We start from the raw sequence: 23,601 nt of genomic DNA, 5'->3' as shown, positions 1-23,601 counted from the left end.
GCAGGCCCGAGAATCCATCCGCCCCCATGACCTCCCGCTACAAGAAACCCCTGCCCGGCACCACGCTGCACTACATCGACGCCCGCGCCGCCGTCGATGCCCTCTCGCCCGGCGCCTGGGCACGCCTGCCCTACACCGCCCGCGTCCATGCCGAGAACCTCGTGCGCCGCGCCGATCCCGCGCAGCTGGACAGCTACCTGCTGCAGCTCATCGAACGCCGCCGCGACATCGACTTTCCCTGGTACCCCGTGCGCGTGGTCTGCCACGACATCCTGGGCCAGACCGCCCTGGTGGACCTGGCCGGCCTGCGCGACGCCATCGCGGCCGAAGGCGGCGACCCGGCCCAGGTCAATCCCGTCGTGCCCGTGCAGCTCATCGTGGACCACTCGCTGGCCGTGGAGTGCGGCGGCTTCGATCCCGATGCCTTTGCGAAGAACCGCGCCATCGAGGACCGCCGCAACGAGGACCGTTTCCACTTCATCGAGTGGACAAAAAAAGCCTTTGCCAACGTGGATGTGATCCCTGCGGGGAACGGGATCATGCACCAGATCAATCTGGAAAAAATGTCCCCCGTGGTCACCGTGCAGGATGGCCTGGCCTTCCCGGACACCTGTGTCGGCACCGACTCGCACACGCCCCATGTCGATGCGCTGGGCGTGATCGCCGTGGGCGTGGGCGGGCTGGAGGCCGAGAACGTCATGCTGGGCCGCGCCTGCTGGATGCGCCTGCCCGAGATCGTGGGCGTGCGCCTCACGGGCCGGCGCCAGGGCGGCATCACCGCCACCGACATCGTGCTGGCCCTGACCGAATTCCTGCGCCAGCAAAAAGTCGTCGGGGCCTATGTGGAATTCTTTGGCGAGGGCGCCGACAGCCTGAGCATTGGCGACCGCGCCACCATCTCCAACATGTGCCCCGAGTACGGCGCCACGGCGGCCATGTTCTCCATTGACGACCAGACCCTGGCCTACCTGCGCCTGACCGGCCGCGACGAGGCCCAGGTGCGCCTGGTCGAAGCCTATGCGCGCACCGCAGGTTTCTGGAGCGACAGCCTGGCCGATGCCCAGTACGAGCGCCTGCTGCAGTTCGACCTGTCCACCGTGGTGCGCAACATGGCCGGCCCCTCGAATCCGCACCGGCGCCTGCCCACCTCGGCCCTGGCCGAGCGCGGCATTGCCGATGCCGCAAAACTGCAGGCCGCCCGCGCCCAGGAGGCGCAAGGCCTGATGCCCGATGGGGCCGTCATCATTGCCGCCATCACCAGCTGCACCAACACCAGCAACCCGCGCAACGTCATCGCCGCGGCGCTGCTGGCGCGCAATGCCAACCGCCTGGGTCTCACGCGCAAGCCCTGGGTCAAATCCTCGCTGGCGCCGGGCTCCAAGGCCGTGGAGCTGTACCTGAAGGAGGCCGGGCTGCTCAGCGAGCTGCAGCAGCTGGGCTTTGGCATCGTCGCCTTTGCCTGCACCACCTGCAACGGCATGAGCGGCGCGCTGGACCCCAGGATCCAGCAGGAAATCGTCGAGCGCGACCTCTACGCCACGGCCGTGCTCTCGGGCAACCGCAACTTCGACGGGCGCATCCATCCCCAGGCCAAACAGGCCTTCCTGGCCTCGCCGCCGCTGGTCGTGGCCTATGCGCTGGCGGGCACGGTGCGCTTTGACATCGAGCAGGACGTGCTGGGCGTGGTGGACGGCCGCGAGATCCGCCTCAAGGACCTGTGGCCCGCCGACGAGGAGATCGACGCCATCGTCGAGCAAGCGGTCAAACCTGCGCAATTCCGCGCCGTCTACGAACCCATGTTCGCCATCCGCAAGGACGATGGCGACAAAGCCTCGCCCCAGTACGACTGGCGCCCCCAGTCCACCTACATCCGCCGCCCGCCGTACTGGGATACCGAAGGCGTGGGCGCGCTGGCGGCCTTCCCGCGCACGCTGCGCAACATGCGGCCACTGGCGCTGCTGCCCGACAACATCACCACCGACCACCTGTCGCCCTCCAACGCCATCCTGGCCGACAGCGCGGCGGGCGAATACCTGGCGCGCATGGGCCTGCCCGAGGAAGACTTCAACTCCTACGCCACCCACCGCGGCGACCACCTGACGGCCATGCGCGCCACCTTCGCCAACCCGCAGCTGGTCAACGAGATGGCCGTCATCGACGGCGTGCAGCACAAGGGCTCGCTGGCGCGCATCGAGCCCGAAGGCCGCGTGGTGCGCATGTGGGAGGCCATGGAAACCTACCTGAACCGCCGCCAGCCGCTGATCATCATCGCGGGCGCCGACTACGGCCAGGGCAGCTCACGCGACTGGGCGGCCAAGGGAGTGCGCCTGGCCGGAGTCGAGGTCGTGGTGGCCGAAGGCTTCGAGCGCATCCACCGCACCAACCTCATCGGCATGGGCGTGCTGCCGCTGCAGTTCCTGCCGGGCACCGACCGCAAGACCCTGGCGCTGGACGGAACGGAGATCTATGGCGTGGAAGGCGAGCGCACGCCGGGCACCCAACTCACTCTGGTGATTGAACGAAGAAGCGGCCAGACGCTGCGCGTGGCCGTGACCTGCCGGCTGGACACGGCCGAGGAGGTGTCGGTCTACGAAGCGGGCGGCGTGCTGCAGCGCTTTGCCCAGGACTTTCTTGCACAGACACAGGACGCTTGATGAACACCACACCCCAGATCCGCATTCCCGCCACCTACCTGCGCGGAGGCACCAGCAAGGGCGTGTTCTTTCGCCTGCAAGACCTTCCGGAGGCTGCGCAACAGCCGGGCCCCGTGCGCGACGCCATCCTGCTGCGCGCCCTGGGCAGCCCCGACCCTTACGGCAAGCAGATCGACGGCATGGGCAATGCATCGTCGAGCACCAGCAAGGCCGTGATCCTCTCGGCCAGCACGCGCGAAGGCCATGACGTGGACTACCTGTTCGGCCAGGTCTCCATCGACCGGCCCTTCGTGGACTGGAGCGGCAACTGCGGCAATCTCTCGGCCGCCGTGGGGCCCTGCGCCATCCACATGGGATTGATAGCCCCTGCGCGCATTCCACGCAACGGCACGGCCACCCTCCGCATCTGGCAGGCCAATATCGGCAAGACCATCGTGGCCCATGTGCCCATCACGGACGGCCAGGTGCAGGAGACGGGCGACTTCGAGCTCGATGGCGTGACCTTTCCTGCGGCCGAGGTGGCGTTGGAGTTCCTGGACCCTGCCGATGAGGGAGAGGATGGGGGCGCCATGTTCCCCACGGGCCACCTCGTGGACCGGCTGGATGTTCCCGGAGTCGGCAGCTTTGCAGCCACGCTGATCAATGCGGGCATTCCGACCATCTTCCTGAACGCAAAGGACCTGGGCTACACGGGCTGTGAGCTGCAGGACGCCATCAACGGCGATGCCGAGGCTCTGGCGCGCTTCGAGGCCATACGCGCCCACGGCGCCCTGCAGATGGGCCTGATCCAGGAACTGTCCGAAGCCGCCAGGCGCCAGCACACGCCAAAAATCGCCTTTGTGGCACCGCCAGCGCCCTACACGGCCTCCAGCGGCAAACGCATCGAGGCAGACGATGTGGACCTGCTGGTGCGCGCCCTGTCCATGGGCAAGCTGCACCACGCCATGATGGGCACGGCGGCGGTGGCCATCGGCACGGCGGCAGCGGTGCCGGGCACGCTGGTGAATCTGGCGGCGGGCGGCGGCGAACGCGGCGCCGTTCGCTTCGGCCATCCCTCCGGCACGCTGCGCGTGGGCGCCGAGGCCCGGTTGTTGAATGGCCAGTGGCAGGTGACCAAGGCCTTGATGAGCCGCAGCGCGCGCATCCTGATGGAAGGCTGGATCAGGGTGCCTGGCGAGGTGTTGAACGCCGCGTGAATGCGCAGGGTCCGGCTTCAGGCCTGGGCCGTGCTCACGCCTGGCCGGTCAGCGCCGCTGCGTGCCACGTCTGCAGTTGCTCCAGCGTGTTCGTCGTGCCGCCGCAGGCCACCACCAGCACGCGCTTGAAGCCCTGCAGCGCAGGTGCGCCTGCGTAGGCCAGGGCCAGCGCGGCACCGCAGGCGGGCTCCACATGCAGGCGATGGTCATCAATGAAGCGCAGGCAGGCGTCCAGCGCCTGCGCATCCGTCACCACGGCGCTGCGCACGGGGTGCACCTGCGCCAGATCGAAGGCCCGCTGGCAGACCTGGCGCGCGCCCAGCGAAGTGGCAACGCTGGTGATGCGGTCCAGCAGCACGCGGCGGCCCTGGGCCAGCGACTGCGCCAGGGAGTCCGCGCCGGCCGTCTCCGCAGCAATCACGGGCACATCGGTCCAGCCGTGGCGCTCCAGGCCCTGCACCACGCCGGCCAGCAGGCCGCCGCCGCCCACGGCCAGCACCACGGCGTCGGGCTTGAAGTCGGCAGCAGCCAGCTCATCGACCAGGGTGGAATGCCCTGCCCACAGCAGCGGGTCGTCAAAAGGATGGACAAAGGCATCTTCGGCGCCCAACAGGGACTGGGCCAGGGCATTGGCCTCGTCCCAGACGGCGCCATGCACGATCAGCTCGGCGCCCTGGGCACGGATCAGTGCCCGCGCATGCTCGGTCGTGGTTTGGGGCACGACCACGGTGACGGGCATGGACAGCTGCCGACCGGCATAGGCCACGGCAATGCCGGCATTGCCGCCCGATGAGGCCACAAAGCGCTTCTTGCCCTGGCGCGCCAGGGTCTCGCAGGCATGGCCTATGCCGCGCAGCTTGAATGATCCGCAGGGTTGCAGCGCATCCAGCTTGAGCCAGATTTCAGGACCACCGGCGTGGCTCAGGGCATGGGACGGGATAAGGGGAGTGAAGGTGTGCAAAGGCATGGGGTGGCAGTGTAGGACTGGCGTTCAGCCGCGATAATCCCTTGGCTTTTCAAATATTCTTTGCGCCATGAGCACAAATCAAGCCCTGCCCCTGTTCGGAGAAATGGCCATCTTCGTCAAGGTGGTGGACACGGGCAGCTTCTCCGAGGCCGCACGCCAGCTGGGCAGCACGCCATCGGCCACCAGCCGGGGCGTGGCGCGGCTGGAAAGGGCTCTGGGCCTGCGCCTGCTGGAACGCACCACGCGCAAGCTGCGCCTGAGCGAGGCTGGCCGCGAGGTCCATGCGCGCTGCCTGGACATGGTGGGCGCCGCCCAGGCCGTCATGGCCGCGTCCCTGCTGCAGGACGCGCAGCCGCGCGGCCTGGTGCGCATCAGCGTGCCCAAGGCCGTGGGCCGTACCGTGGTCCATCCCCACATGCCCGACTTCCTGGCCCTGTATCCCGAGGTCGACGTGCAGATGCGGCTGGAAGACCGCTACATGGACCTGATCGACGACCCGGTGGACCTGGCCATACGCATCACCAACCACCCGCCACCGGGCCTCATGGGTCGCCACCTGATGGACATCGACCATCTGCTGTGCGCCTCGCCCCAGTACCTGGCCCGGCACGGCACGCCCGTGCATCCGCTGGAGCTCAAGGCCCACAGCTGCATCTACCTGGGCGAGGAGCCCGGCGACGCGCACTGGAAGCTGCGCGGCCATGGCAAGACCGTCACCGTGGCCGTGCGCGGGCGCTATGCCGCCAACCACACCGGTGTGCGGCTGGACGCCGTGCTGCAGCACATCGGCATCGCCAGCCTGCCCCGCTTCACAGCACGCGAGGCCCTGGCGGACGGGCGCATAGTGCAGGTGCTGCCGGACTGGAACTTTCTGCCCAACTACAGCGGCCAGCTGTGGATTCTTCACCCGCCCACGCGCCACCTGCCGCTCAAGCTGCGCGTGCTGATGGATTTCCTGGCCGAGCGGCTGGGTGGCTGGGCGGGGTTGGTGGGCCACCGGTCCAGCGTGGCTAGCACCACAGCGGCAAGCGCTTGACAAACCTGTGGGGTGGCCGCGAGGCGTTGACCGGCGGTGCACGCACCTGCGTCGATACACTTTCGGCTTCACATCTGAGGGACGGTCATGGACACGAACATCTATGTTTCGGAGCTGACAGCGGATCTGGAAACGGAGTTCATCAAAGGTGCCAGCCAAAGCCGCAAACTGCACGCGCCATGGGTGTCGCCCCCCAGCACGCCGCAGGAATTTCAGAGCTACCTGGCACGCGTGCAGGAGCCGGCTGGGGCCGCCTTTGTGATCTGGGAGTGGCACAGCGACGGTTTTGCCGGAATCGTGCAGATCACGAACATCGTGATGGACCCGTTCCGCTGTGGCCTGATCGATTTCTATGCGTTCTCGGGCTTTGAGGGAAAGGGCCTGATGAAGGAAGGCCTCGCGCATGTCGTGAAACAGGCTTTCAGGACACTGAAGCTGCATCGGCTGGAAGCCAACATCCAGCCTGAGAACAAGGCAGCCATTGCACTGGCCAAGTCATGCGGCTTCAAGCTGGAGGGCTTCTCGCCGGCGTTCATGAAGGTTGGAACCCGCTGGCGAGACCATGAGCGCTGGGCGAAGCTGGCCGCTTAGGTTGTGCCGCGCGATCTTGGTCGCTTGTGGAATGTCAGCGGGGCAAGCTGCGAGATCTCAGTTTTGGCTCGTCGCTCCAGGGGTTTCGCACGGCAATGCCATCGTTTTTGGCCAGTTTGACCAAGGCTTGGAAGGACTCCGAGAATTGTCTCTCTGTCAACAATGCCCGCATCCGCCGCACAAAGCGCGTGCGCGGACTTTCGTCGGGCTCGTTGTCAAGGTCGAACTGGAAGATCCGGTACAGACCAATCAGCACAGGCTCCAGCCACTTCCCCTCGGGGGCCGCTGACTTGGCAACATCCTGGTACCAGAGATCCAGGGGCCTCTCGTACTGAAAGATCATGTCGTTGTAGCCCTTGCTGGATGTGGCAGGAAATGCCAGCCATTGGCCCATGGTCCATAGGTCATACAGTGCAAAACGGAAGGCTCTCAACGGGAGCTCTTCGTGGTCCCACGGAAAGTATCTGGGTGCTCTGCTGACGTAAGTGTCTCGGGTCACTGGCAGCTGCACAGTGTCTTGAGACAGGTCTGGAAGCATCAGGTTGAACAGCCGTTCGTTGTGCCCGTTGGTATGTATGTCCACAATTTTGCAATGTGCATAGGGCGCAGGGGCGTCAGGAAGCTGAGACACAGCGAGGGGCAACTCTTTTTCCAACTCTGACGTGCTGACCAGGCGCGTGCCTCCGGAAGATGCATGGCCCTGCCCGATGCTGAAGAGCAAAGTGAAACCTCCGAGGCGATCTCCCGGCAGCGCCTGAGGGTGCTCCATGAACTGGTCTCGCAATGAGCGCAGCACCGTCTCGTCCTGGCAAGGGTGCAGGTACAGGAACAGCAGCAGATTCAAATGGCGCACCGTGGAATCACGGTCCCAGTCGTGGAGCTTTTTCCAATGGGGAAGGGAGCCTTTGAGGAAGTACCTCTTGACGATCCCCCGGCCCTTCTTGGTCATTTCCAGCGCATAGAGCATTTGCTCGATCTCCGGCCACTGCTTCTCGCGCTCCTTCATCCAAGACTTGTCGTCGGTTTTCCAGTGACTGGTGTCGAAATTCTCCAGGGGATTCAAGGAACTCACTCTATTTCACTCCCAATGCTTCATGCTTGTTGGGGGCGATGATAGACAGCCCGCAGCGATCGGTACTGGACATTTTGACCAGTGAAGAGGAGCCCTGGAAGGCGAGCGGCACCGCGAAGCAGGAACGGCTGCATCACGCAGCTCGTGCGCTCCTGCCTGCGTGCTGGCACCGGGCATGGCACATCTGCCGACCCTCATACGAAAATCGCATTCAACCTGAAAAAGGTCAAATGCCTCCGGTGTGACGGGTCGCTCAATATGCCCTAGTGAATCGCGGTTAAAGTCGGCTTCCATTCGATTCACCCCTCACAACGGAGCAAGCATGTCAAAGCGACTGAATGGCCTCATGGCCGCGGCCCTTGCCGCCTTGATTTCCACACCCGCGCTGGCCATTCTTCCGGATTCGGGCATGTGGAGCATTGGCGCGGAACTCAATGGCAAGCCCGGGCGCGGCATTCAGATCGACAGGCAGGGTGGCTCCACGCTGATCCTGACCTATTTCGGTTATCGCGCGGACGGATCGTCACTGTTCCTGCAGGCCGCAGGCACGCTGAAGGACGGCAAGCAGTTTGACGGCGTGCTCACGGAATACCGCAATGGCCGCGCACTGGGTGGCCAGGCCCGCGATGGAGAGCTTGCACAGGAGGCTGGCCCGGTCAGGATCGTCTTCGATTCCTCCACCACGGCGACGATCACCCTGCCCGGCGAGGCTCCGCAGCGCCTTCAGCGCTTCCAGTTCGAGGATCTGAAGCGCCGACTCAACTTCACATTCGTCCACACCGTCGCCTATGAGTTCTCCAATATCACACCGGGCACGATCACCATCAAGGCCGATGGCAATACGCTCACCATGTCCCAAAAAACGGGCGGCTCAGGTAGCTGTGAATACGTGGGCGATTTGAAGTATGCGGGCGATGGCTTCCACTCAAAGGGAACGGCCGAATGCGACTGGGGTACAAACATCAGTCACTTCATTTATGAGGCCAAGCACCTGAAAGTGGATGAATTCGGCACACTCAGTGCCCGCATCTATATGGGCCCTGTCGACAAGCCCGGAACCTATAGCCACAGACAGTTCATCAGCGGCATTTGCCAAAATGATCAACCCACGATGCTGGGCACGCCCCGTTGTAATCCCGAGGCCATGCAGGTGGACCCTGCCCTGCAGCGGGAATAGCCGCAGGACGCAAGCGCGCGATCAACGGCTGTCGCGCAACCTGCGCCACAGCGTGGCCCGGCTGATGCCCAGGATCTCGCAGGCGCGGCGCTGGTCGCCCTGCACCTGCTCCAGCACTTCGCGCATGCGCTGGCACTCGGCATCGCGCCGGGCCTCGCGCAGTTGCAGTTGCCGCTGCTGCGCTGGCAGGGCCTGAACGGTACCCTGCCCAGCCCCGTCGCATTCAGGAAACAGCTCCCGCAGCCGGCCCATGTCCACGCGGCCCGCGCTGTCACGCAGGTCGTGGCGGCAGGCCAGCAGGCGTTCCACCCAGTTGTCCAGCTCTCGCGCATTGCCGGGCCAGCGGTGCGCGGTGGCCAAATCCAACAGGGCTTCCAGCAAGGGCTCCAGTGAAGAGGCCTCGGCCTGCAGCGACTGCGTGCGCAAACGTCGCGCAAGCATGGTGCGGGCCAGGGCCTGGACATCGCCCTGTCCGCGTTCGTGCAGTCCGGGCATGGCCAGGCGCAGCACGGCCAGGCGGTAGAACAGGTCGCGCCTGAATTCACCGCGCTCGACCAGGGCCGACAGATCGGCATGCGTGGCGGCGATGACGCGCAGGTCCACGGGCACGGACGTGGTGGAGCCCACGCGCAGCACTTCGCGCTCCTGCAGCACGCGCAGCAGGCGGGACTGCAGGGCCAGCGGCATGTCCCCGATCTCGTCCAGGAACAAGGTGCCCGTATGGGCCGCCTCGATCAGCCCGGTCTTGCCGCCGCGCCGCGCGCCGGTGAAAGCGCCTTCGTCGTAGCCGAAGAGTTCGCTCTCCAGCAGGCTTTCCCCCAGGGCCGCGCAGTTGACGGCCAGAAAGGGCTGGGCCGCGCGCCGGCTGGCGCGGTGCATGCCCTGGGCCAGCAACTCCTTGCCCGTGCCACTGTCGCCCTGGATGAGCACGGTGGCATCGCTGGCCGCGAACTGGCGCGCCAGGCGGCGCACGCGCTGGGCGGGTTCGCTGTCGCCCGCGTAGTCTTCGATGCGCCAGCGCACGCCCGCGCCGCGCAGGCTGCGGTTGGCGCGCAGGTGGCGGTCGGCGCGCTGGATGGTGGCGGGGTCGCGGCAGACCAGCAAGGCGCCCGTGAGCTGGCCGTTTTCCACGATGGGCGCGCGCCGTACCACCAGGGTGCGCATGGCCAGCTGGACCACGTCTTCACTGCCTTCGGGCTCCAGGGACTGCGACTGCAGCGCCTGTGCCAGCGCCAGCGCGGGTGCCACCTCGTCCAGCAGCCGGCCATGCAGCGCCTTGGCAGGCGCTCCCAGCAGGGCCGCCATGGTGGGGTTCAGTGCCTGGATGCAGCCTTGGGTGTCCACGGCGACCACGCCGTCCTGCAACTGGCCAAGCACGGTTTCCAGCCGCTGGTGGCGGGCGCGCTCGGCATGGCGGTGGCGGGCCAGCAGCAACGCGTCGCGCAGCGCCTGCAGCACGGCGCCGTCGGAGTACAGCAGCACGCTGGGAATGCCGGCCTGCTCGGCCAGATCGGCAACCAGCCCAGGCGCGACCACGGCACCCACGCCTGCGGCCTGCAGCGCACGCACGCAGGCCTGGGCATCCTCGGGCCCGTGGTAGCTGAACTGGGCAATGCCGGCGCCGAACAGCGCGTCGAACTGGGCCAGGTGCGGCGAGGGATGGTCGAACGACACCAGCCCGATGCGCGGCGTGCCGCCCGCCTGCGCCAATTCCCGCGCGCTGGCCAGCGCCTGCAGCAGATCGAAGCCGCGCACCTCGATCATGACCACGGGAATGTCGACATGCTCGCGCACCCAGGCACCACTGGCGCCGGCGGCCACCAGGGCGTCTATGGGCTCGACCACCTGCAGCGCGCGCACGGCCTGCACAGCGTCGTCAAAGGCCGCGCTGACATGCTCCACACGCACCTGGTCGCCCACCGCCAGGGACATGCGCTCCAGCACGCGGCCGATGCGATGGCGGCCTATGGTGACGACACGGGGCCATGCCGCGCGGGGGCCGGACGGGGTTCCAGGGACAGGGGGCACGACTGATTCATTCATGCAACCGATTATTTCATTCATGCAACATCGCGCTGCATGAATCCAGCAGCAGGTTCCGCGCCATCCTCTTGTGAACTGAAAAATGCATTCAGATCAATGGCTTGCAATAACCAGGGTTTACCCTTTATTGCCATGGCATGCAGCTTGCAAACAAGGCCGGCGTTTCAATCATTTCAAGTATTTCCAGGAGACTCCCCATGCATCAGCCATCCCGCCTGCCCCGCCGCACCGCCCTGGCCGCCCTGCTTGCCACCGTGCTGCCGCTGGCCGGCGTGTCGTTTGCCGCGCCTGCCGCCGATGCCTGGCCCACCCGCCCCATCCGCCTGGTGGTGCCATTCTCTGCAGGCGGCGCCAACGACCTGATGGCCCGCTCGGCCGCCGAAGGTGCGTCCAAAATCCTGGGCCAGCCCGTGGTCATCGACAACCGGCCCGGCGCAGGCGGCACCGTGGGCGCCGACATCGTGGCCAAGGCCCAGCCCGATGGCTACACCCTGCTGGTAAGCGCGGCCGGCGTGATCTCCAACAGCATGATCAAGAAGACCATGCCGTTCAAGGACGATGCGCTGGTGCCCGTGGCCATGATCGGACTGGCGCCTTCGGTGATCGTGGTTCCCAAGAACGCGCCCTACCAGAACCTGCGAGATTTCGTCGAGGCATCGAAGAAGGGCCAGGGCTTCAATTTCGCCACGGCCGGCACGGGCAGCACGCCGCATTTCGTGGCCGAGATGCTGAACGTGAAGTACGGCGCACAGCTGCAGCCCGTGCCCTACAAGAGCGGATCGGAAAGCACGACGGCCGTGCTGGGCGGCCAGGTGGAGGGCACGTCGGAGGCCAGCATCATCGCCCTACCCCACATCCTCAATGAGGGCAAATTCAAGGCCCTGGCCACCACCTGGACGCAGCGCATCTCCGCCTATCCGCAACTGTCCACCGCCGTGGAGCAGGGCTTTGCCGAGCTGCAGATCGCGCACTGGGCCGGCATCCATGCACCCAAGGGCACGCCGCCCGCCATCCTGGACAAGCTGGCCGCCGCCGTGGACCAGGCCATGAAGGAGCCGGCCACCGTGGAGAAGCTCAAGGGCCTGGGCATCGAGCCCATCGGCGGCACGCGCGCCGAGTTCGTGAAATTCACCGATGCCGAGCGCAAGCGCCTGGGCGAGATCGTCAAGGCCGCGAAGATGCAGGAAAAGTGAGCCGCTCCCGCCACAACCACGGATCCCAACCGAGACAAGACACCATGAATACCCGCCGCAATACCCTCCACCTGAGCTTGGGGCTGGCCCTGAGCGCCACCGCCGCTGCTGCGGCCCTGCTCGCCGCCCCCGCCACCGCCGTTGCCCAGGGCGCAGATGCCTGGCCCTCCCGCCCCATCAAGCTCATCGTGCCCTATGCGGCCGGCGGCTTTGCCGATACGCGGGCCCGCAAGATCGCCGACAAGATAGGCCAGAGCCTGGGCCAGCCCATCGTGATCGACAACCGCGGCGGCGCGGGCGGCGTGACGGGCACGGATGCCATCGCCAAGGCCACGGACGGCCACACTTTCGGCTTCGGCTCGCCAGGCCCGCTGGTGACCAATCCCATGCTGATGAAAAAGCTGCCCTACAACGCCGCACGCGACCTGCAGCCCATCATCCTGATCGAAGAGGCGCCGCTGATCCTGACCACGGCGCCCAACCAGCCGTTCAAGACCGTGGCCGAGCTGGTGGCTGCAGCCAAGGCCAAGCCGGGCACGCTGACCTATGGATCGTCGGGCGTGGGCGGCGCCCACCACCTGTCGGGCGAGCTGCTGGCCTTCCAGACGCGCACGGACATGGTCCATGTGCCCTACAAGGGCGGCGCGCTGGCAGCCACCGACCTGATGGGCGGGCACCTGGCCTTCATGTTCGAGATGGGCTATGCGGCCCTGCCCGCCATCCAGGGCGACAAGGTCAAGGCGCTGGCCGTGTCCAGCAAGCAGCGACTGAAGGTGCTGCCCAGCGTGCCCACGCTGGATGAGGCGGGCATCAAGGGCTTCGAGTCGTACAACTGGCTGGGCATGATCGCTCCGGCCAGCACGCCGCCGGCCGTGATCGAGCGCCTGAACAAGGCCGTGAACGAGGCACTCAACGACGCCGAGGTGCGCGCCATGATCGAGAACACGGGAGGCATGGTCATGGGCGGCACGCCCCAGGCCTACGGCAAGTTCATCGAGGCCGAGCGCGCCAAGTGGGGCCCGGTGATCAAGAACGCCAACATCACGCTGGACTGAGCGCCAGCCCGCGCATCGCTTTTTCCCATTCGACAGAACCATCCATGAACACCAAGCAACAACTCAAGGCCCTGGCCGAAGCGCGCCGCGGCGTACTCGTGCCCGGCGCATTCAACGCGCTGTCCGCACGCGTCGTGGCCGATCTCGGCTTCGAGGCCATCTATGTGACCGGTGCCGGCGTGACCAACATGTGGTTCGGCCTGCCCGACCAGGCCTTCATGGGCCTGACCGACATCGCCGACCACACGGCCCGCATCCGTGACGCGGTGGATCTGCCGCTGCTCGTCGATGCCGACACCGGCTTTGGCAACGCGCTCAACACCTACCACGCCGTGCGCACGCTGGAGCGCGCGGGCGCCGACTGCATCCAGATCGAGGACCAGATCAGCCCCAAGCGCTGCGGCCATTTCAATGGCAAGGAAGTGATTTCCACCGTGGAAATGCTGGGCAAGATCAAGGCCGCCGTGGACGCGCGCCGCGACCAGGGCACGCTGATCATGGCGCGCACCGATGCCTGCGCCACGCAGGGCTTCGAGGCCGCCGTCGAGCGCGCCCAGCGCTTTGCCGAGGCGGGAGCCGACATCCTGTTCGTGGAGGCCGTGACCCAGGCCGATGAGATCCGCGCCCTGCCCCAACGGCTGGCCAAGCCCCAGCTGATGAACATGGTGATCGGAGGCAAGACGCCCATCACCGACGCGGGCGAGCTGGCAGACCTGGGCTATGGCCTCGTGCTGTATGCCAACGCGGCGCTGCAAGGCGCCGTGGCCGGCATGCAAAAGGCGCTGGGCCAGCTGCGCAACGAGCGCAGGGTGGACGAGGACCCCGCTGTGGTCGCCCCCTTTGCCGAGCGCCAGCGCCTGGTCAACAAGCCGTTCTGGGACGCGCTGGAAAAGAAGTACGAGTGAAGCGCGAGTGAAGTTCGAGCGAGGGCGGGCTGGCGCAGCGCCGCTCAGCCGCTCAGCCCCTCGCAGGCGCCTTCCACCCCTTGAGCGTCAACTCCAGCGCCTGCAGCGCCTGCTGCAGGCGTTCGGGGGGCGCCCCTTCCTCGGCAATCCAGAACGCGGATTCCACCAGGCAGCCATTGAGCAGGCGCGACATGGCCAGAGGATTGGCACGCACGATCACGCCGCGCTCCATGAGCTGCTCCAGGTAGCCGGCCACGAAGGCGATGCAGGCGCGGTGCTGCTCGCCCTGGTCCGTGCCCGTGAGCACGGCGCGCGCATCCTGCAGCACGATGCGGCGTATCTCGCCCTCCTGCGCCATGGCCAGGTAGGCGCGGCAGTAGGCCAGGAACCCCTCCCAGGGGTCGGCATGGTCGGCCAGCACCTGCTCCAGGCGTGCGTCCATCTCGGCATCCATCTGCGCCACCACGGCGGCCAGCAGGCCCGGCTTGCCACCGAAATGGTGGTACAGCGCGCCACGCGTCAGCCCGGCCTTGGCCGTCAATTCGTCCATGGAGGCCTGGGAATAGCCCTGGCTGCCAAAGGCCTCGCGCGCAGCCTCGATGAGCTTGGCGCGTGTCTCCTCGATCATGCTGGCCCGGCTTTTGCGCATGGCGCACTCCATTCACATACAAAACGTATGCCAATGATACGGTGCGTCATGGGCAGCCCGTAGAATCGCTGACATACGCCGCGTATGTGATTGCAGCGGCCTGTCCGTTTTCCGAGGTTTCCATGTTCCACGCCTACCGCCAGCTGTTCACCCGGCCCGGCACGGCCGCCTTTGTGCTGGCCGGTCTCCTGGCCCGCCTGCCCCTGTCGATGACGGGCATCGGCCTGATCACCATGCTGTCCCAGCAGCGCGGCGCCTACACGCTGGCCGGCGCGGTCGCAGCCTGCTTTGCGCTGTCCATTGCGGTGCTGGCGCCGCGCATCTCGGCCCTGGTGGACCGCCATGGCCAGCGCAAGGTCCTGCCCTGGGCAGCGGCCGTGAGTGCTGCCGCCATGTTCGCGCTGCTGGCCTGCGCGCATTGGCAGGGGCCGGATTGGCTGCTGCTGGTGCTGGCAGCGCTGGTGGGTGCCCTGCCCAGCATGCCGGCCATGGTGCGTGCGCGCTGGACCGTGCTGCTGCGCGGTACGCCCCAGCTGCAGACGGCCTATGCGCTGGAGGCCGTGCTGGACGATGTCTGCTTCATCGTCGGCCCGCCGCTGTCGGTGGGTCTGAGCATGGTGCTGTTCCCCGAGGCCGGGCCGCTGGCCGCCTCCTTGCTGCTGCTGGTGGGCGTGGCGCTGTTCGTGGCCCAGCGCCGCACAGAGCCGCCCGTGGACACATCGCAGCAGCGCACGCGCCAGCAGTCGCTGGCCCGCCATCCCGTGGTGCGCACGCTGGCGCTGTTCATGCTGGCCCAGGGCATCATCGTGGGCACCATCGACGTGGCCAGCGTGGCCTTTGCCACGCAGCAGGGCCAGCCAGTGGCGGCCAGCATCGTGCTGTCGTTCTACGCGCTGGGGTCCTGCGTGATGGGACTGGTCTTCGGCACGCTGCGCCTGAAGGCGCCGCTGCACCGCCAGATTGCCTGGGTGGGCGCCTCGGTGTGCATCACCGCCGTGCCCCTGCTGCTGGCCACCAATGTGTTCACGCTGACCCTGGCCGTGTTGCTGGCCGGCATTACCTTCGGACCGACCATCACCGTGGCCATGGGCCTGGTGGAGCAGCAGGTGCCGCACCAGCGCCTGACCGAAGGCATGACCTGGCTGCTGACCGGCATTGCCATGGGCGTGGCCCTGGGCGCGGCCGCCGCAGGCTGGGCCACCGACCTGTGGGGCGCGCGCATTTCCTTCGTGGTGGCGCTGCTGGCCGGTGTCGCCATGTGGGCCCTGGGCGTGCTGGCCGCACGCCAGGCACGAGCGAAAGAGAGCCCGCCTGCCGAAGACGCAGCCGCTGCCTGCACCTGAACACGGCCGCAACGCCCGCGCCAGCCCAGACCGCTCAGGCCGTGGCCATCAAGGCCAGCAGCTCGGCCAGGCGCTGGCGCATCCACAGCGCTTCGGCCCCGGGCGTCAGCCCTTCCAGCCACAGCATGCGCACGGTCAGCGGCGGCAGCGCCAGCCCCTCGCAGGCGCGTTGCCGCAGATGCGGGCGCAGGTCGCCGAACTCGGCAATGTTGACCGGCAGGATGGCCCAGCCCAGGCCGTCGGCCACCATGTCGGCAATCACATAGAAGCTGTTGGAGCGCCAGACGGCGGGACTGAGCACGGTGTCCTCCACGCCCTCGATGTGCATCAGCAACTGGCGGTGCGCGGCCAGCTGCCTGCGCGTGAGGGCCGCCGTGCCATCGAGCACATGGCCCTTGGCCACGCAAATGGTCTGCGGCACGCTGCCGATATGGCGCTGGGCGCAGGTGGCCGGCGCAGGCGCTCGGTCGAACTGGAAGGCAATCTGGGCACGCTGCGCCGCCACATGCCCGGCCACTTCGGAGGCCGTGCCGTTCAGCACGGTCAGCTCCATGGCCGGAAAGCGCGCCGCCAGCTCCTTGAACAGCTGGGCCAGCGGCACATAGGGCAGCGCCTCGTCCAGCGCAACGGCCAGGCGTGCCTGCCCGCCTGTGGCCAGGGCGCGGGCGCGGTGGTCCATGGCCTGGGCCTGGTGCAGCAGGGACCGGGCCTCCAGCAGCATCACCTCCCCTGCCGCCGTCAACTGCACGCGGCGCCCCACGCGGTCGAAGAGCTCCAGCCCCAGGTCTGCTTCCAGCAGGCCGATGGCCGTGCTCACGGCCGACTGCGCACGCCCCAGGCGACGGGCGGCCTCGGTCATGGTGCCGGCTTCGGCCACCGCCACAAAATGCTTCAGCCTGTCGAGTGTCCATTCCATCCATCAATTTTATGGATGGAATCAAACTTTGATGAATCATTTCATTGATGGAAACTGTGGTTTTCATCAAGAAGGAAGCCCTGGCCCACAAGGCCCGGGGCAAACAGGTGCTTTATGGCGTTCACAACGCAAACCCAGAACCCCGTTTCGGGGCATCTTCCAAAATCCCAGGCGGCCGATCCGCGCCGCTGGCTGGTGCTGGCCATCGTCTCGGTGGCGCTGCTGCTCATCGTCATCGACATGACGGTGCTCTACACGGCGCTTCCGCGCCTGACACATGACCTGGCGGCCACGGCCTCGGCCAAGCTGTGGATCGTCAACATCTACGCCCTGGTGGTCTCCGGCCTGCTGCTGGGCATGGGCACGCTGGGCGACAGGCTCGGCCACAAGCGGCTGTTCATGGCCGGGCTGTGCGTGTTCGGCGTGGCATCGCTGTGCGCGGCCTTTGCGCCCTCGCCTGCCTTGCTGATTGCAGCACGTGCGCTGCTGGGAGTGGGCGCGGCGATGATGATGCCGGCCACGCTGTCCCTGATCCGCCTGAGCTTTGCCGATGAGCGCGAGCGCGCGCTGGCCATCGGCATCTGGGCCTCGGTGGCCTCGGGCGGTGCGGCCTTCGGGCCGGTGGTGGGCGGGCTGCTGCTCGAATACTTCTGGTGGGGCTCGGTGTTTCTGATCAATGTGCCCATCGTGCTGCTCGCCCTGCCCCTGGCCGGCTGGCTGATTCCCGCAGGCACGGCCACCTCGCAGCGGCCCTGGGACTTCATCGGCTCATTGCAGGTCATGGCAGGCCTGGTGGGCAGCACCTACGCCATCAAGGAAGCCGGCAAACAATCGCCCGACTGGGCCCTGGCCGCCGCGACCCTGGTGCTGGGCCTGGGCTTTCTCGCGCTGTTCGTGCGGCGCCAGCGCCTCAGCAGCGACCCGCTGCTGGACTTTGCGCTGTTCCGCAACCCGGCGTTTACCACGGCCGTGGCCTCGGCCCTGGTGGCAGCGGCCGCGCTGATCGGCATGGAACTCGTGTTCAGCCAGCGCCTGCAACTGGTGCAGGGACTGTCGCCACTGCTGGCCGGCCTGGCCGTGCTGCCGCTGCCGCTGGCCGCCTTTGTGGCCGGCCCCGTGGCAGGCCACTGGCTGCCACGCCTGGGCGGCGCGCGCATGCTGCCGGCAGCGCTGCTGCTGTCGGGCCTGGGCATGGGCGGCTATCTGCTGGTCCACGACATGGGCTGGTGGCCGCAGGCGGCAGCGCTGGCCGTGCTGGGCCTGGGCATAGGCGCGGCCATGACCACGGCGTCGAGCACCATCATGCAAAGCGCTCCCGCGGACCGTGCCGGCATGGCGGCCTCGGTCGAGGAGGTGTCATACGAGCTGGGTGGCGCACTGGGCGTGACGCTGATGGGCAGCCTGCTGTCGGCCGTCTATGCAGGCTCACTGCGCCTGCCGGAGGGCCTGGCCCTGCCCGATTCCGTGCGCGACAGCCTGGACGAAGCCCTGCTGGCTGCCGATCAGCTGATGCCCCAGGCCGCGCACCAGTTGACCGAGCTGGCACGCACGGCCTTCGGCCAGGGTTTCAGCGCCGTGATCGCCAGCGCCACGCTGCTGCTGGTCTGCACGGCACTGTGGACGGGCTGGCGGCTGCGCGGTCAGCGCCGCTGAGCCGTCGCCTTCCTCTCAAAAAGCAAAAAGCCCCGTCCGGGGCTTTTTGCTTTGCGTGCACATGGTGTGCACATGGCGTGCACACGTCGTACCTGCGCTTCGATCAGGCGAAGTTCTGCTCGGCAAACTTCCAGTTCACCAGTTGGCCGAGGAAGGTCTCGACGAACTTGGGACGCAGGTTGCGGTAGTCGATGTAGTAGGCGTGTTCCCAGACGTCCACGGTCAGCAGGGCCTTGTCTTCCGTGGTCAGGGGCGTGCCGGCCGCGCCGGTGTTGACGATGTCCACCGAACCGTCGGCCTTCTTGACCAGCCAGGTCCAGCCAGAGCCGAAGTTGCCCACGGCCGACTTCACGAAGGCTTCCTTGAAGGCGGCGTAGCTGCCCCACTTCTTGTTGATGGCGTCAGCCAGTGCGCCGGTGGGCTCGCCGCCGCCGTTGGGGGCCATGCAGTTCCAGAAGAAGGTGTGGTTCCAGATCTGGGCTGCGTTGTTGTAGATGCCGCCGGAAGACTTCTTGACGATCTCTTCCAGGGTCATGTTTTCGAATTCGGTGCCCTTTTGCAGGTTGTTCAGGTTCACCACATAGGCGTTGTGGTGCTTGCCATGGTGGTACTCCAGCGTTTCCTGGCTGTAGTGGGGTGCCAGCGCGTCAATCGCATAGGGCAGAGGGGGCAAGGTATGTTCCATGGTGTTTCCTTCGTGGTTGAAATCTTTTAGGACGGGCCAGCACCTGTTGCGCAGAGCGCCTGCAGCGCCTGCCGTGACCGTCGCGCGGGGCCTGCACTGCGCGCATTGCTGCGAGCCCTGGCCCTCACGCACCCGAACGGGCATTGTAGGAACAACTTCGTGACCCTGCGGCGAAAGCGCGCGCCAAATGGCCCATCTTGGCCCGCTGCTGCGGGGGTGGATGTGAATTGACCTTGATCCGGCCAATCGGCCTACACGGATACCGCCTGCCGCCCGCCACTCGCTGCACGCCGAACGCTGCACACAGCGGGCCGCAGTTCAGAGCAGGCGCGGCTGCGTCACCACCAGGTCCAGGCTGCCGTCGGCCAGCTGTGCCTGCAAGGCCGTGCCCGGCGGCGCGCCGCGCGCCTCGGTCACGGGATGGCCCTCGGCATCGGTCAGCAGCGCATAGCCACGCTGCAGCACCAGGCGCGGGTCCAGCAGCTGCAGGCGAAGCTCCATGCGCGCCAGATGGTCCGCACGCCGGTCCAGGCCGCGACGCATGCCGGCAGGCAACTGCGCCTGCAGGCCCTGCCCCGCATGGTCCATGCGCTGCAACCGCAACTGCATGGCATGGCGCAATCGCTGGGCCTGGCGGCTGAGCTGCAGCCGGCTGCGGGCCAGTTGCTCGCTGGGCCGGCCCAGGCGCTGCGCTGCCAAGTCCAGGCGCTGCTGCTGGCGGTCCAGCAGCCGCTGCACGGAATCCTCCAGGCGGCCCTGCATGAGCTGCAGCGCACCCATCCAGACCTCGCGCGGCTGGCTCACCAGTTCGGCCGCCGCCGTGGGCGTGGGCGCGCGCAGGTCGGCGCAGAAGTCGGCAATGGTGAAATCGGTCTCGTGCCCCACGCCGCAGATCAGGGGCACCGGGCTTTGCACGATGGTGCGGGCCAGGCGCTCGTCATTGAAGGCCCAAAGGTCTTCAATGGAGCCGCCCCCGCGCACCAGCAAGATGGTGTCGATGGGCGGTGCGCCGGCCACCGAGCCATCAACCGAGCCCGCGCCTTCCCGCGCCAGGCCATAAAGCCTTTGCAGCGCATCGATCAGGGAGGCCGGCGCCTGCGCGCCCTGCACCAGGGCAGGCACCAGCACCACGGGGATATTGGGCACGCGGCGGCGCAGCGCCGTGATCACGTCGTGCAGCGCAGCAGCCCCGGGCGAAGTCACCACGCCAATGCCGCGCGGCAGCGGCGGCAGGCTGCGCTTTCGGGCCGCGTCGAAAAGGCCTTCGGCCTCCAGCTGCGCCTTCAGCCGCAGGAACTGCTCGAACAGGGCGCCCTGGCCTGCACGCTGCATGCTCTCGACGACCAGTTGCAGGTCGCCACGCTGCTCGTAGACGCCCAGCCGGCCCCGCAACTCGACCAGTTCGCCATCGCGCGGCGAAAAATCCATGAGCTGGGCCGCACGCCGGAACATGGCGCAGCGGATCTGCCCGCCCGCGTCCTTGATGCTGAAGTAGCAATGGCCGCTGGCCGCGCGCGAAAAGCCGCTGATCTCGCCGCGAACCGCCACCGGATTGAAGCGTGCCTGCAAGGCGTCGCTCACGGCGCGGCACAGCGCGCCGACTTCCCAGACCAGCGGCGCCGCTGCTGGGTTCATTGCGCCGAATGCACCACTCATGCGGCCTCCCGGCCTGCATGCAGTGCAACATTCTCCACAGGCAGGCGGATGCAGACCCGAGCAGGCACTTTGGCGGCAATTTGCAGAAGCACTCTCAAAAACACCTCGCAAGCAATTGATTCATAAAGATTTTTTTGCTGCAACAAAGAATTCACATTTGTCACAGTGTCCATTCGCCGCCGCAGCGGCGTTTGCGCAACCCGCTTGATAACAAAGTTATCCACAGAAATCTGTGCTATAGCGACCATCCAAAATCCCGAATATGGGGAGCCGCCCGTTGCCTGGATGCTGCGCCGGGTCACAGTTTTCAGCCGATCGCGGACACGAGACGCCTGGACCGGCCATATGGCTGGGCCATAATCGTCGGCTGCAGTTAAACGCGGGGGGAAAACAACTTGCTGTCGATCATACAAGCCGCAGGCTGGCCGATCTGGCCACTGATTGCCTGCTCCATCCTGGCTCTGGCCCTGGTCTTTGAACGTTTCGTGGCGCTGAAAACGGCCCGCGTGGCGCCGCCCGCCCTGCTGGGCGAGGCGATTTCCGTGTCCTCGCGCGGCCTGCCCAGCCAGGAAGTCGTGCAGCAGCTGTCCCAGAACTCCACGCTGGGTGAAGTCCTGGCCAGTGGACTGCGCGCCCTGCAGGCCCATCCGGACAGCAGCGAAGAAGAGCTTCGCGCCTCCATGGAAGGCGCCGGCCGCGCTGCCGCCCACACGCTGGAAAAGCACCTGAGTGCGCTGGCCACCATCGCCTCTGCCGCGCCTTTGCTGGGCCTGCTGGGCACGGTGATCGGCATGATCGAGATCTTCGGCTCGCAAGGCGGCGCATCGGCCACCGGCGGCGGCAACCCGGCACAGCTGGCGGCCGGCATCTCCATCGCCCTGTACAACACGGCCTTCGGCCTGATCGTCGCCATTCCGGCGCTGATCTTCTGGCGCTACTTCCGCGCCCGCGTCGATGGCTACCTGCTGGGCATGGAGCTGGCCTCCGAGCAGTTCGTGCGCCACCTGGTGCGCGTCGGCGGCAAGTGAACCCGCAGAACCCGCACGCGAGAGACCTGCCATGAACTTCCGTCCCCGCCGTCGTGACGAGCCCGAGATCAACCTGATCCCGTTCATCGATGTGCTGCTGGTGGTGCTGATCTTTCTGATGCTGTCCACCACCTACAGCAAGTTCACCGAGCTGCAGCTGACCCTTCCCGTGGCCGATGTCGAGCAGCAGCGCGACCGGCCCCGCGAAATCATCGTCGCCATCGCTGCCGACGGCCGCTACGCCATCAACAAGACCACCGTGGAAGACCGCAGCGTCACCGGCCTGACCCAGGCACTGGCCGCAGCGGCCGTTGCCGGCAAGGACAGCGTGGTCATCATCAGCGCCGACGCCACCGCGCCGCACCAGTCCGTGGTGTCGGTGATGGAGGCCTCGCGCCGCGCCGGACTGTCCCAGATCACCTTTGCCACGCAGACCTCGGCCAGCGCCGGGCGCTGAGGGCAAGGCCTCAATGCCCCGGAATGGCCCCGCCCCCGCAGCCCGGGGGCTTCGCGCGGCCTGGCGCCACCGCGGCCCGCTGGCCTGCGCGCTCCTTCCCCTGTCCCTGCTGTACCGCGCCCTGCTGGGCCTGCATCGGCTGCCCTATGCACTGGGTTTTAGGCGTGCAGGCCAGGCCGGCATTCCGGTCATCGTCGTCGGCAACGTGATTGCGGGCGGCGCCGGAAAGACCCCCGTCACGCTCGCCCTGGCCCGCCATCTGCGGGATGGCGGCTGGAATCCCGGCATCGTCTCGCGCGGCTATGGCCGCAGCACGGACGACTGCCGCGAAGCCCATCCCGACAGCGCCCCCGCCGATGTGGGCGACGAGCCCGCGCTGCTGGCGCGCGCCAGCGGCGTGCCGGTCTTCGTGGCCCGCAAGCGCATCGAGGCCGTCCAGGCCCTGCGCGCTCGCCATCCGCAGGTGGATGTGGTCATCAGCGACGACGGCTTGCAGCATCTGGCCCTGGCCCGCGACATTGAGCTGTGCGTCTTCAACGACGACGGCATCGGCAATGGCTGGCTGCTACCGGCAGGCCCGCTGCGCGAACCCTGGCCGCGCCCCGTCACCGCCGTGCTGCACGCGGGCACCTGCCCGCCAACGGATGCCCCCGCCTTTGCCATGCAGCGCCAACTGGCCGCTGAAGGCGTCAATGCGCACGGTGAGCGCATTGCCCTGGCGGCCCTGCGCGGACGGCCCGTGGAGGCCGTGGCCGCCGTGGCCCGGCCCGAGGCCTTTTTCTCCATGCTGGCCACTGAACAGGGCCTGGCGCTGGAGCACGCCCAGGCGCTGCCGGATCACTATAATTTTGAGAGCTTCCAGCGCCTGGGACGCAATGAAGACCCGCTGGTCTGCACCGAAAAGGATGCGGTCAAGCTGTGGCGAACCCATCCCCAGGCCTGGTCCGTTGCGCTGCAACTGCAGCTGCCGCCAGATTTCTGGGCGCTGCTGGATCAGCGGCTGCAGGCGCTGCGCAGGCCACGCGCCTGACTATCATCACCGTCTTGGCTGGCCGCCACGGCCCGCCCTCCCCCTCCAAAACACAGGATCCGCCATGGACGCCAAACTTCTCGAACTGCTGGTCTGCCCCGTCACCAAGGGCCCGCTGCGCTTTGACCGCGAGCACCAGGAACTGGTATCGCGCAGCGCGCGCCTGGCCTACCCCGTGCGCGACGGCATCCCGGTGCTGCTGGAGGCCGAAGCCCGCACGCTGGACGACGACGAGCTCGAGGACTGATCGCGCCGCAAGGCCCGATTTCCGACAACGCCCGCGCCCGCACTTTCG

Annotated in this window: 22 protein-coding genes; 14 read left to right on the top strand and 8 right to left on the bottom strand. The window is 67.1% G+C overall.

Annotation, left to right across the window (positions count from 1 at the left end; translation table 11 throughout):
* Window positions 1-26: 26 nt before the first annotated feature.
* Both acnD and prpF read left to right on the top strand, forming a co-directional pair.
* On the top strand, window positions 27-2,654 hold the full coding sequence (acnD, locus tag AC57B5_RS05175; protein ID WP_496398925.1) for a Fe/S-dependent 2-methylisocitrate dehydratase AcnD: 2,628 nt from the start codon (window positions 27-29) through the stop codon (window positions 2,652-2,654).
* The gene (prpF, locus tag AC57B5_RS05170) at window positions 2,654-3,850 is read left to right on the top strand and encodes a 2-methylaconitate cis-trans isomerase PrpF (protein ID WP_496398924.1); all 1,197 of its coding nucleotides are present in this window, start codon (window positions 2,654-2,656) and stop codon (window positions 3,848-3,850) included. The genes acnD and prpF overlap by 1 nt, the downstream gene beginning before the upstream one ends.
* A gap of 34 nt (window positions 3,851-3,884) precedes the next feature.
* Here prpF and AC57B5_RS05165 read toward each other — a convergent pair whose 3' ends face one another.
* Entirely contained in the window at window positions 3,885-4,817 is a 933-nt protein-coding gene (locus AC57B5_RS05165) for a pyridoxal-phosphate dependent enzyme (RefSeq protein WP_202758449.1), read from the bottom strand.
* Between the two features lie 67 nt (window positions 4,818-4,884).
* On the opposite strand from AC57B5_RS05165, the gene AC57B5_RS05160 reads away from it, so the two are divergent.
* Both AC57B5_RS05160 and AC57B5_RS05155 read left to right on the top strand, forming a co-directional pair.
* Window positions 4,885-5,853 carry a LysR family transcriptional regulator gene (locus AC57B5_RS05160; RefSeq protein WP_486301539.1) on the top strand — a complete coding sequence of 323 codons (969 nt, stop codon included), beginning with the start codon at window positions 4,885-4,887 and terminating at the stop codon, window positions 5,851-5,853.
* A gap of 87 nt (window positions 5,854-5,940) precedes the next feature.
* Window positions 5,941-6,444, top strand: a complete 504-nt coding sequence (locus AC57B5_RS05155) for a GNAT family N-acetyltransferase (protein ID WP_486301538.1) — start codon at window positions 5,941-5,943, stop codon at window positions 6,442-6,444.
* A gap of 34 nt (window positions 6,445-6,478) precedes the next feature.
* Here AC57B5_RS05155 and AC57B5_RS05150 read toward each other — a convergent pair whose 3' ends face one another.
* Window positions 6,479-7,507 (bottom strand): hypothetical protein, encoded by a 1,029-nt coding sequence (locus AC57B5_RS05150; protein ID WP_496398923.1) that lies wholly within the window; start codon window positions 7,505-7,507, stop codon window positions 6,479-6,481.
* A 331-nt stretch (window positions 7,508-7,838) separates the two neighbouring features.
* Here AC57B5_RS05150 and AC57B5_RS05145 point away from each other — a divergent pair, with 331 nt between their 5' ends.
* Entirely contained in the window at window positions 7,839-8,693 is an 855-nt protein-coding gene (locus tag AC57B5_RS05145) for a hypothetical protein (RefSeq protein WP_496398922.1), read from the top strand.
* A 21-nt stretch (window positions 8,694-8,714) separates the two neighbouring features.
* Here the strand turns inward: AC57B5_RS05145 and prpR are convergent, their stop codons facing one another.
* A complete protein-coding gene (gene prpR, locus AC57B5_RS05140) occupies window positions 8,715-10,757 on the bottom strand; it encodes a propionate catabolism operon regulatory protein PrpR (protein WP_496398921.1) in 2,043 nt (680 codons plus the stop codon).
* A gap of 176 nt (window positions 10,758-10,933) precedes the next feature.
* On the opposite strand from prpR, the gene AC57B5_RS05135 reads away from it, so the two are divergent.
* From AC57B5_RS05135 to AC57B5_RS05125, 3 genes are read left to right on the top strand one after another with little or no spacing between them, the layout of a single operon-like run.
* Window positions 10,934-11,929: a Bug family tripartite tricarboxylate transporter substrate binding protein gene (locus AC57B5_RS05135; RefSeq protein WP_012205415.1), complete on the top strand. Its 996-nt coding sequence runs from the start codon at window positions 10,934-10,936 to the stop codon at window positions 11,927-11,929.
* Window positions 11,930-11,973: 44 nt separating this feature from the next.
* Complete coding sequence (locus AC57B5_RS05130) at window positions 11,974-12,984, top strand: Bug family tripartite tricarboxylate transporter substrate binding protein (RefSeq protein WP_496398920.1); 1,011 nt, start codon at window positions 11,974-11,976, stop codon at window positions 12,982-12,984.
* A gap of 44 nt (window positions 12,985-13,028) precedes the next feature.
* Window positions 13,029-13,889, top strand: a complete 861-nt coding sequence (locus AC57B5_RS05125) for an isocitrate lyase/PEP mutase family protein (RefSeq protein ID WP_496398919.1) — start codon at window positions 13,029-13,031, stop codon at window positions 13,887-13,889.
* A gap of 52 nt (window positions 13,890-13,941) precedes the next feature.
* Here the strand turns inward: AC57B5_RS05125 and AC57B5_RS05120 are convergent, their stop codons facing one another.
* Window positions 13,942-14,538, bottom strand: coding sequence for a TetR/AcrR family transcriptional regulator (locus AC57B5_RS05120; RefSeq protein WP_012205412.1), 597 nt, complete (start codon window positions 14,536-14,538; stop codon window positions 13,942-13,944).
* 122 nt (window positions 14,539-14,660) lie between these two features.
* Between AC57B5_RS05120 and AC57B5_RS05115 the strand changes: the two genes are divergently transcribed.
* Entirely contained in the window at window positions 14,661-15,881 is a 1,221-nt protein-coding gene (locus tag AC57B5_RS05115) for an MFS transporter (protein WP_496398918.1), read from the top strand.
* Between the two features lie 34 nt (window positions 15,882-15,915).
* On the opposite strand, the gene AC57B5_RS05110 is transcribed toward AC57B5_RS05115, so the two are convergent.
* The gene (locus tag AC57B5_RS05110) at window positions 15,916-16,797 is read right to left on the bottom strand and encodes a LysR family transcriptional regulator (protein ID WP_496398917.1); all 882 of its coding nucleotides are present in this window, start codon (window positions 16,795-16,797) and stop codon (window positions 15,916-15,918) included.
* A 114-nt stretch (window positions 16,798-16,911) separates the two neighbouring features.
* Here AC57B5_RS05110 and AC57B5_RS05105 point away from each other — a divergent pair, with 114 nt between their 5' ends.
* A complete protein-coding gene (locus AC57B5_RS05105; protein WP_097202479.1) occupies window positions 16,912-18,450 on the top strand; it encodes an MFS transporter in 1,539 nt (512 codons plus the stop codon).
* A gap of 103 nt (window positions 18,451-18,553) precedes the next feature.
* Here the strand turns inward: AC57B5_RS05105 and AC57B5_RS05100 are convergent, their stop codons facing one another.
* From AC57B5_RS05100 to AC57B5_RS05090, 3 genes are all read right to left on the bottom strand, one after another.
* Entirely contained in the window at window positions 18,554-19,135 is a 582-nt protein-coding gene (locus AC57B5_RS05100; RefSeq protein WP_012205408.1) for a Fe-Mn family superoxide dismutase, read from the bottom strand.
* Window positions 19,136-19,453: 318 nt separating this feature from the next.
* Window positions 19,454-20,791, bottom strand: a complete 1,338-nt coding sequence (gene xseA / locus AC57B5_RS05095) for an exodeoxyribonuclease VII large subunit (RefSeq protein WP_496398916.1) — start codon at window positions 20,789-20,791, stop codon at window positions 19,454-19,456.
* A complete protein-coding gene (locus tag AC57B5_RS05090; RefSeq protein WP_157158280.1) occupies window positions 20,788-21,039 on the bottom strand; it encodes a hypothetical protein in 252 nt (83 codons plus the stop codon). The genes xseA and AC57B5_RS05090 overlap by 4 nt, the downstream gene beginning before the upstream one ends.
* A 147-nt stretch (window positions 21,040-21,186) precedes the next feature.
* On the opposite strand from AC57B5_RS05090, the gene AC57B5_RS05085 reads away from it, so the two are divergent.
* The 4 genes from AC57B5_RS05085 (at window position 21,187) to AC57B5_RS05070 (ending at window position 23,553) form a co-directional block, all read left to right on the top strand.
* Entirely contained in the window at window positions 21,187-21,819 is a 633-nt protein-coding gene (locus AC57B5_RS05085) for a MotA/TolQ/ExbB proton channel family protein (RefSeq protein WP_012205406.1), read from the top strand.
* Between the two features lie 31 nt (window positions 21,820-21,850).
* Window positions 21,851-22,276, top strand: a complete 426-nt coding sequence (locus tag AC57B5_RS05080) for an ExbD/TolR family protein (protein WP_099752433.1) — start codon at window positions 21,851-21,853, stop codon at window positions 22,274-22,276.
* Window positions 22,277-22,289: 13 nt separating this feature from the next.
* The gene (gene lpxK / locus AC57B5_RS05075; RefSeq protein ID WP_496398915.1) at window positions 22,290-23,306 is read left to right on the top strand and encodes a tetraacyldisaccharide 4'-kinase; all 1,017 of its coding nucleotides are present in this window, start codon (window positions 22,290-22,292) and stop codon (window positions 23,304-23,306) included.
* Window positions 23,307-23,370: 64 nt separating this feature from the next.
* Complete coding sequence (locus AC57B5_RS05070) at window positions 23,371-23,553, top strand: Trm112 family protein (protein ID WP_012205403.1); 183 nt, start codon at window positions 23,371-23,373, stop codon at window positions 23,551-23,553.
* The last annotated feature ends 48 nt before the right edge of the window (window positions 23,554-23,601 follow it).

Source organism: Delftia sp. BGA-UO-ETr-SB1, from assembly GCF_059567865.1.
The sequence above is the reverse complement of the archived record's forward strand: the minus strand, read 5'-3'. Positions and strand labels throughout refer to the sequence as shown.

What these genes read in the sequence shown, in the direction of transcription:
- acnD (WP_496398925.1), top strand. Translation starts at nt 27, where the DNA reads ATGACCTCCCGCTACAAGAAACCCCTGCCCGGCACCACGCTGCACTAC.
- prpF (WP_496398924.1), top strand. Translation starts at nt 2,654, where the DNA reads ATGAACACCACACCCCAGATCCGCATTCCCGCCACCTACCTGCGCGGA.
- AC57B5_RS05165 (WP_202758449.1), bottom strand. Translation starts at nt 4,817, where the DNA reads ATGCCTTTGCACACCTTCACTCCCCTTATCCCGTCCCATGCCCTGAGC.
- AC57B5_RS05160 (WP_486301539.1), top strand. Translation starts at nt 4,885, where the DNA reads ATGAGCACAAATCAAGCCCTGCCCCTGTTCGGAGAAATGGCCATCTTC.
- AC57B5_RS05155 (WP_486301538.1), top strand. Translation starts at nt 5,941, where the DNA reads ATGGACACGAACATCTATGTTTCGGAGCTGACAGCGGATCTGGAAACG.
- AC57B5_RS05145 (WP_496398922.1), top strand. Translation starts at nt 7,839, where the DNA reads ATGTCAAAGCGACTGAATGGCCTCATGGCCGCGGCCCTTGCCGCCTTG.
- prpR (WP_496398921.1), bottom strand. Translation starts at nt 10,757, where the DNA reads ATGAATGAAATAATCGGTTGCATGAATGAATCAGTCGTGCCCCCTGTC.
- AC57B5_RS05135 (WP_012205415.1), top strand. Translation starts at nt 10,934, where the DNA reads ATGCATCAGCCATCCCGCCTGCCCCGCCGCACCGCCCTGGCCGCCCTG.
- AC57B5_RS05130 (WP_496398920.1), top strand. Translation starts at nt 11,974, where the DNA reads ATGAATACCCGCCGCAATACCCTCCACCTGAGCTTGGGGCTGGCCCTG.
- AC57B5_RS05125 (WP_496398919.1), top strand. Translation starts at nt 13,029, where the DNA reads ATGAACACCAAGCAACAACTCAAGGCCCTGGCCGAAGCGCGCCGCGGC.
- AC57B5_RS05120 (WP_012205412.1), bottom strand. Translation starts at nt 14,538, where the DNA reads ATGCGCAAAAGCCGGGCCAGCATGATCGAGGAGACACGCGCCAAGCTC.
- AC57B5_RS05115 (WP_496398918.1), top strand. Translation starts at nt 14,661, where the DNA reads ATGTTCCACGCCTACCGCCAGCTGTTCACCCGGCCCGGCACGGCCGCC.
- AC57B5_RS05110 (WP_496398917.1), bottom strand. Translation starts at nt 16,797, where the DNA reads ATGGAATGGACACTCGACAGGCTGAAGCATTTTGTGGCGGTGGCCGAA.
- AC57B5_RS05105 (WP_097202479.1), top strand. Translation starts at nt 16,912, where the DNA reads ATGGCGTTCACAACGCAAACCCAGAACCCCGTTTCGGGGCATCTTCCA.
- AC57B5_RS05100 (WP_012205408.1), bottom strand. Translation starts at nt 19,135, where the DNA reads ATGGAACATACCTTGCCCCCTCTGCCCTATGCGATTGACGCGCTGGCA.
- xseA (WP_496398916.1), bottom strand. Translation starts at nt 20,791, where the DNA reads ATGAGTGGTGCATTCGGCGCAATGAACCCAGCAGCGGCGCCGCTGGTC.
- AC57B5_RS05090 (WP_157158280.1), bottom strand. Translation starts at nt 21,039, where the DNA reads ATGGTCGCTATAGCACAGATTTCTGTGGATAACTTTGTTATCAAGCGG.
- AC57B5_RS05080 (WP_099752433.1), top strand. Translation starts at nt 21,851, where the DNA reads ATGAACTTCCGTCCCCGCCGTCGTGACGAGCCCGAGATCAACCTGATC.
- lpxK (WP_496398915.1), top strand. Translation starts at nt 22,290, where the DNA reads ATGCCCCGGAATGGCCCCGCCCCCGCAGCCCGGGGGCTTCGCGCGGCC.
- AC57B5_RS05070 (WP_012205403.1), top strand. Translation starts at nt 23,371, where the DNA reads ATGGACGCCAAACTTCTCGAACTGCTGGTCTGCCCCGTCACCAAGGGC.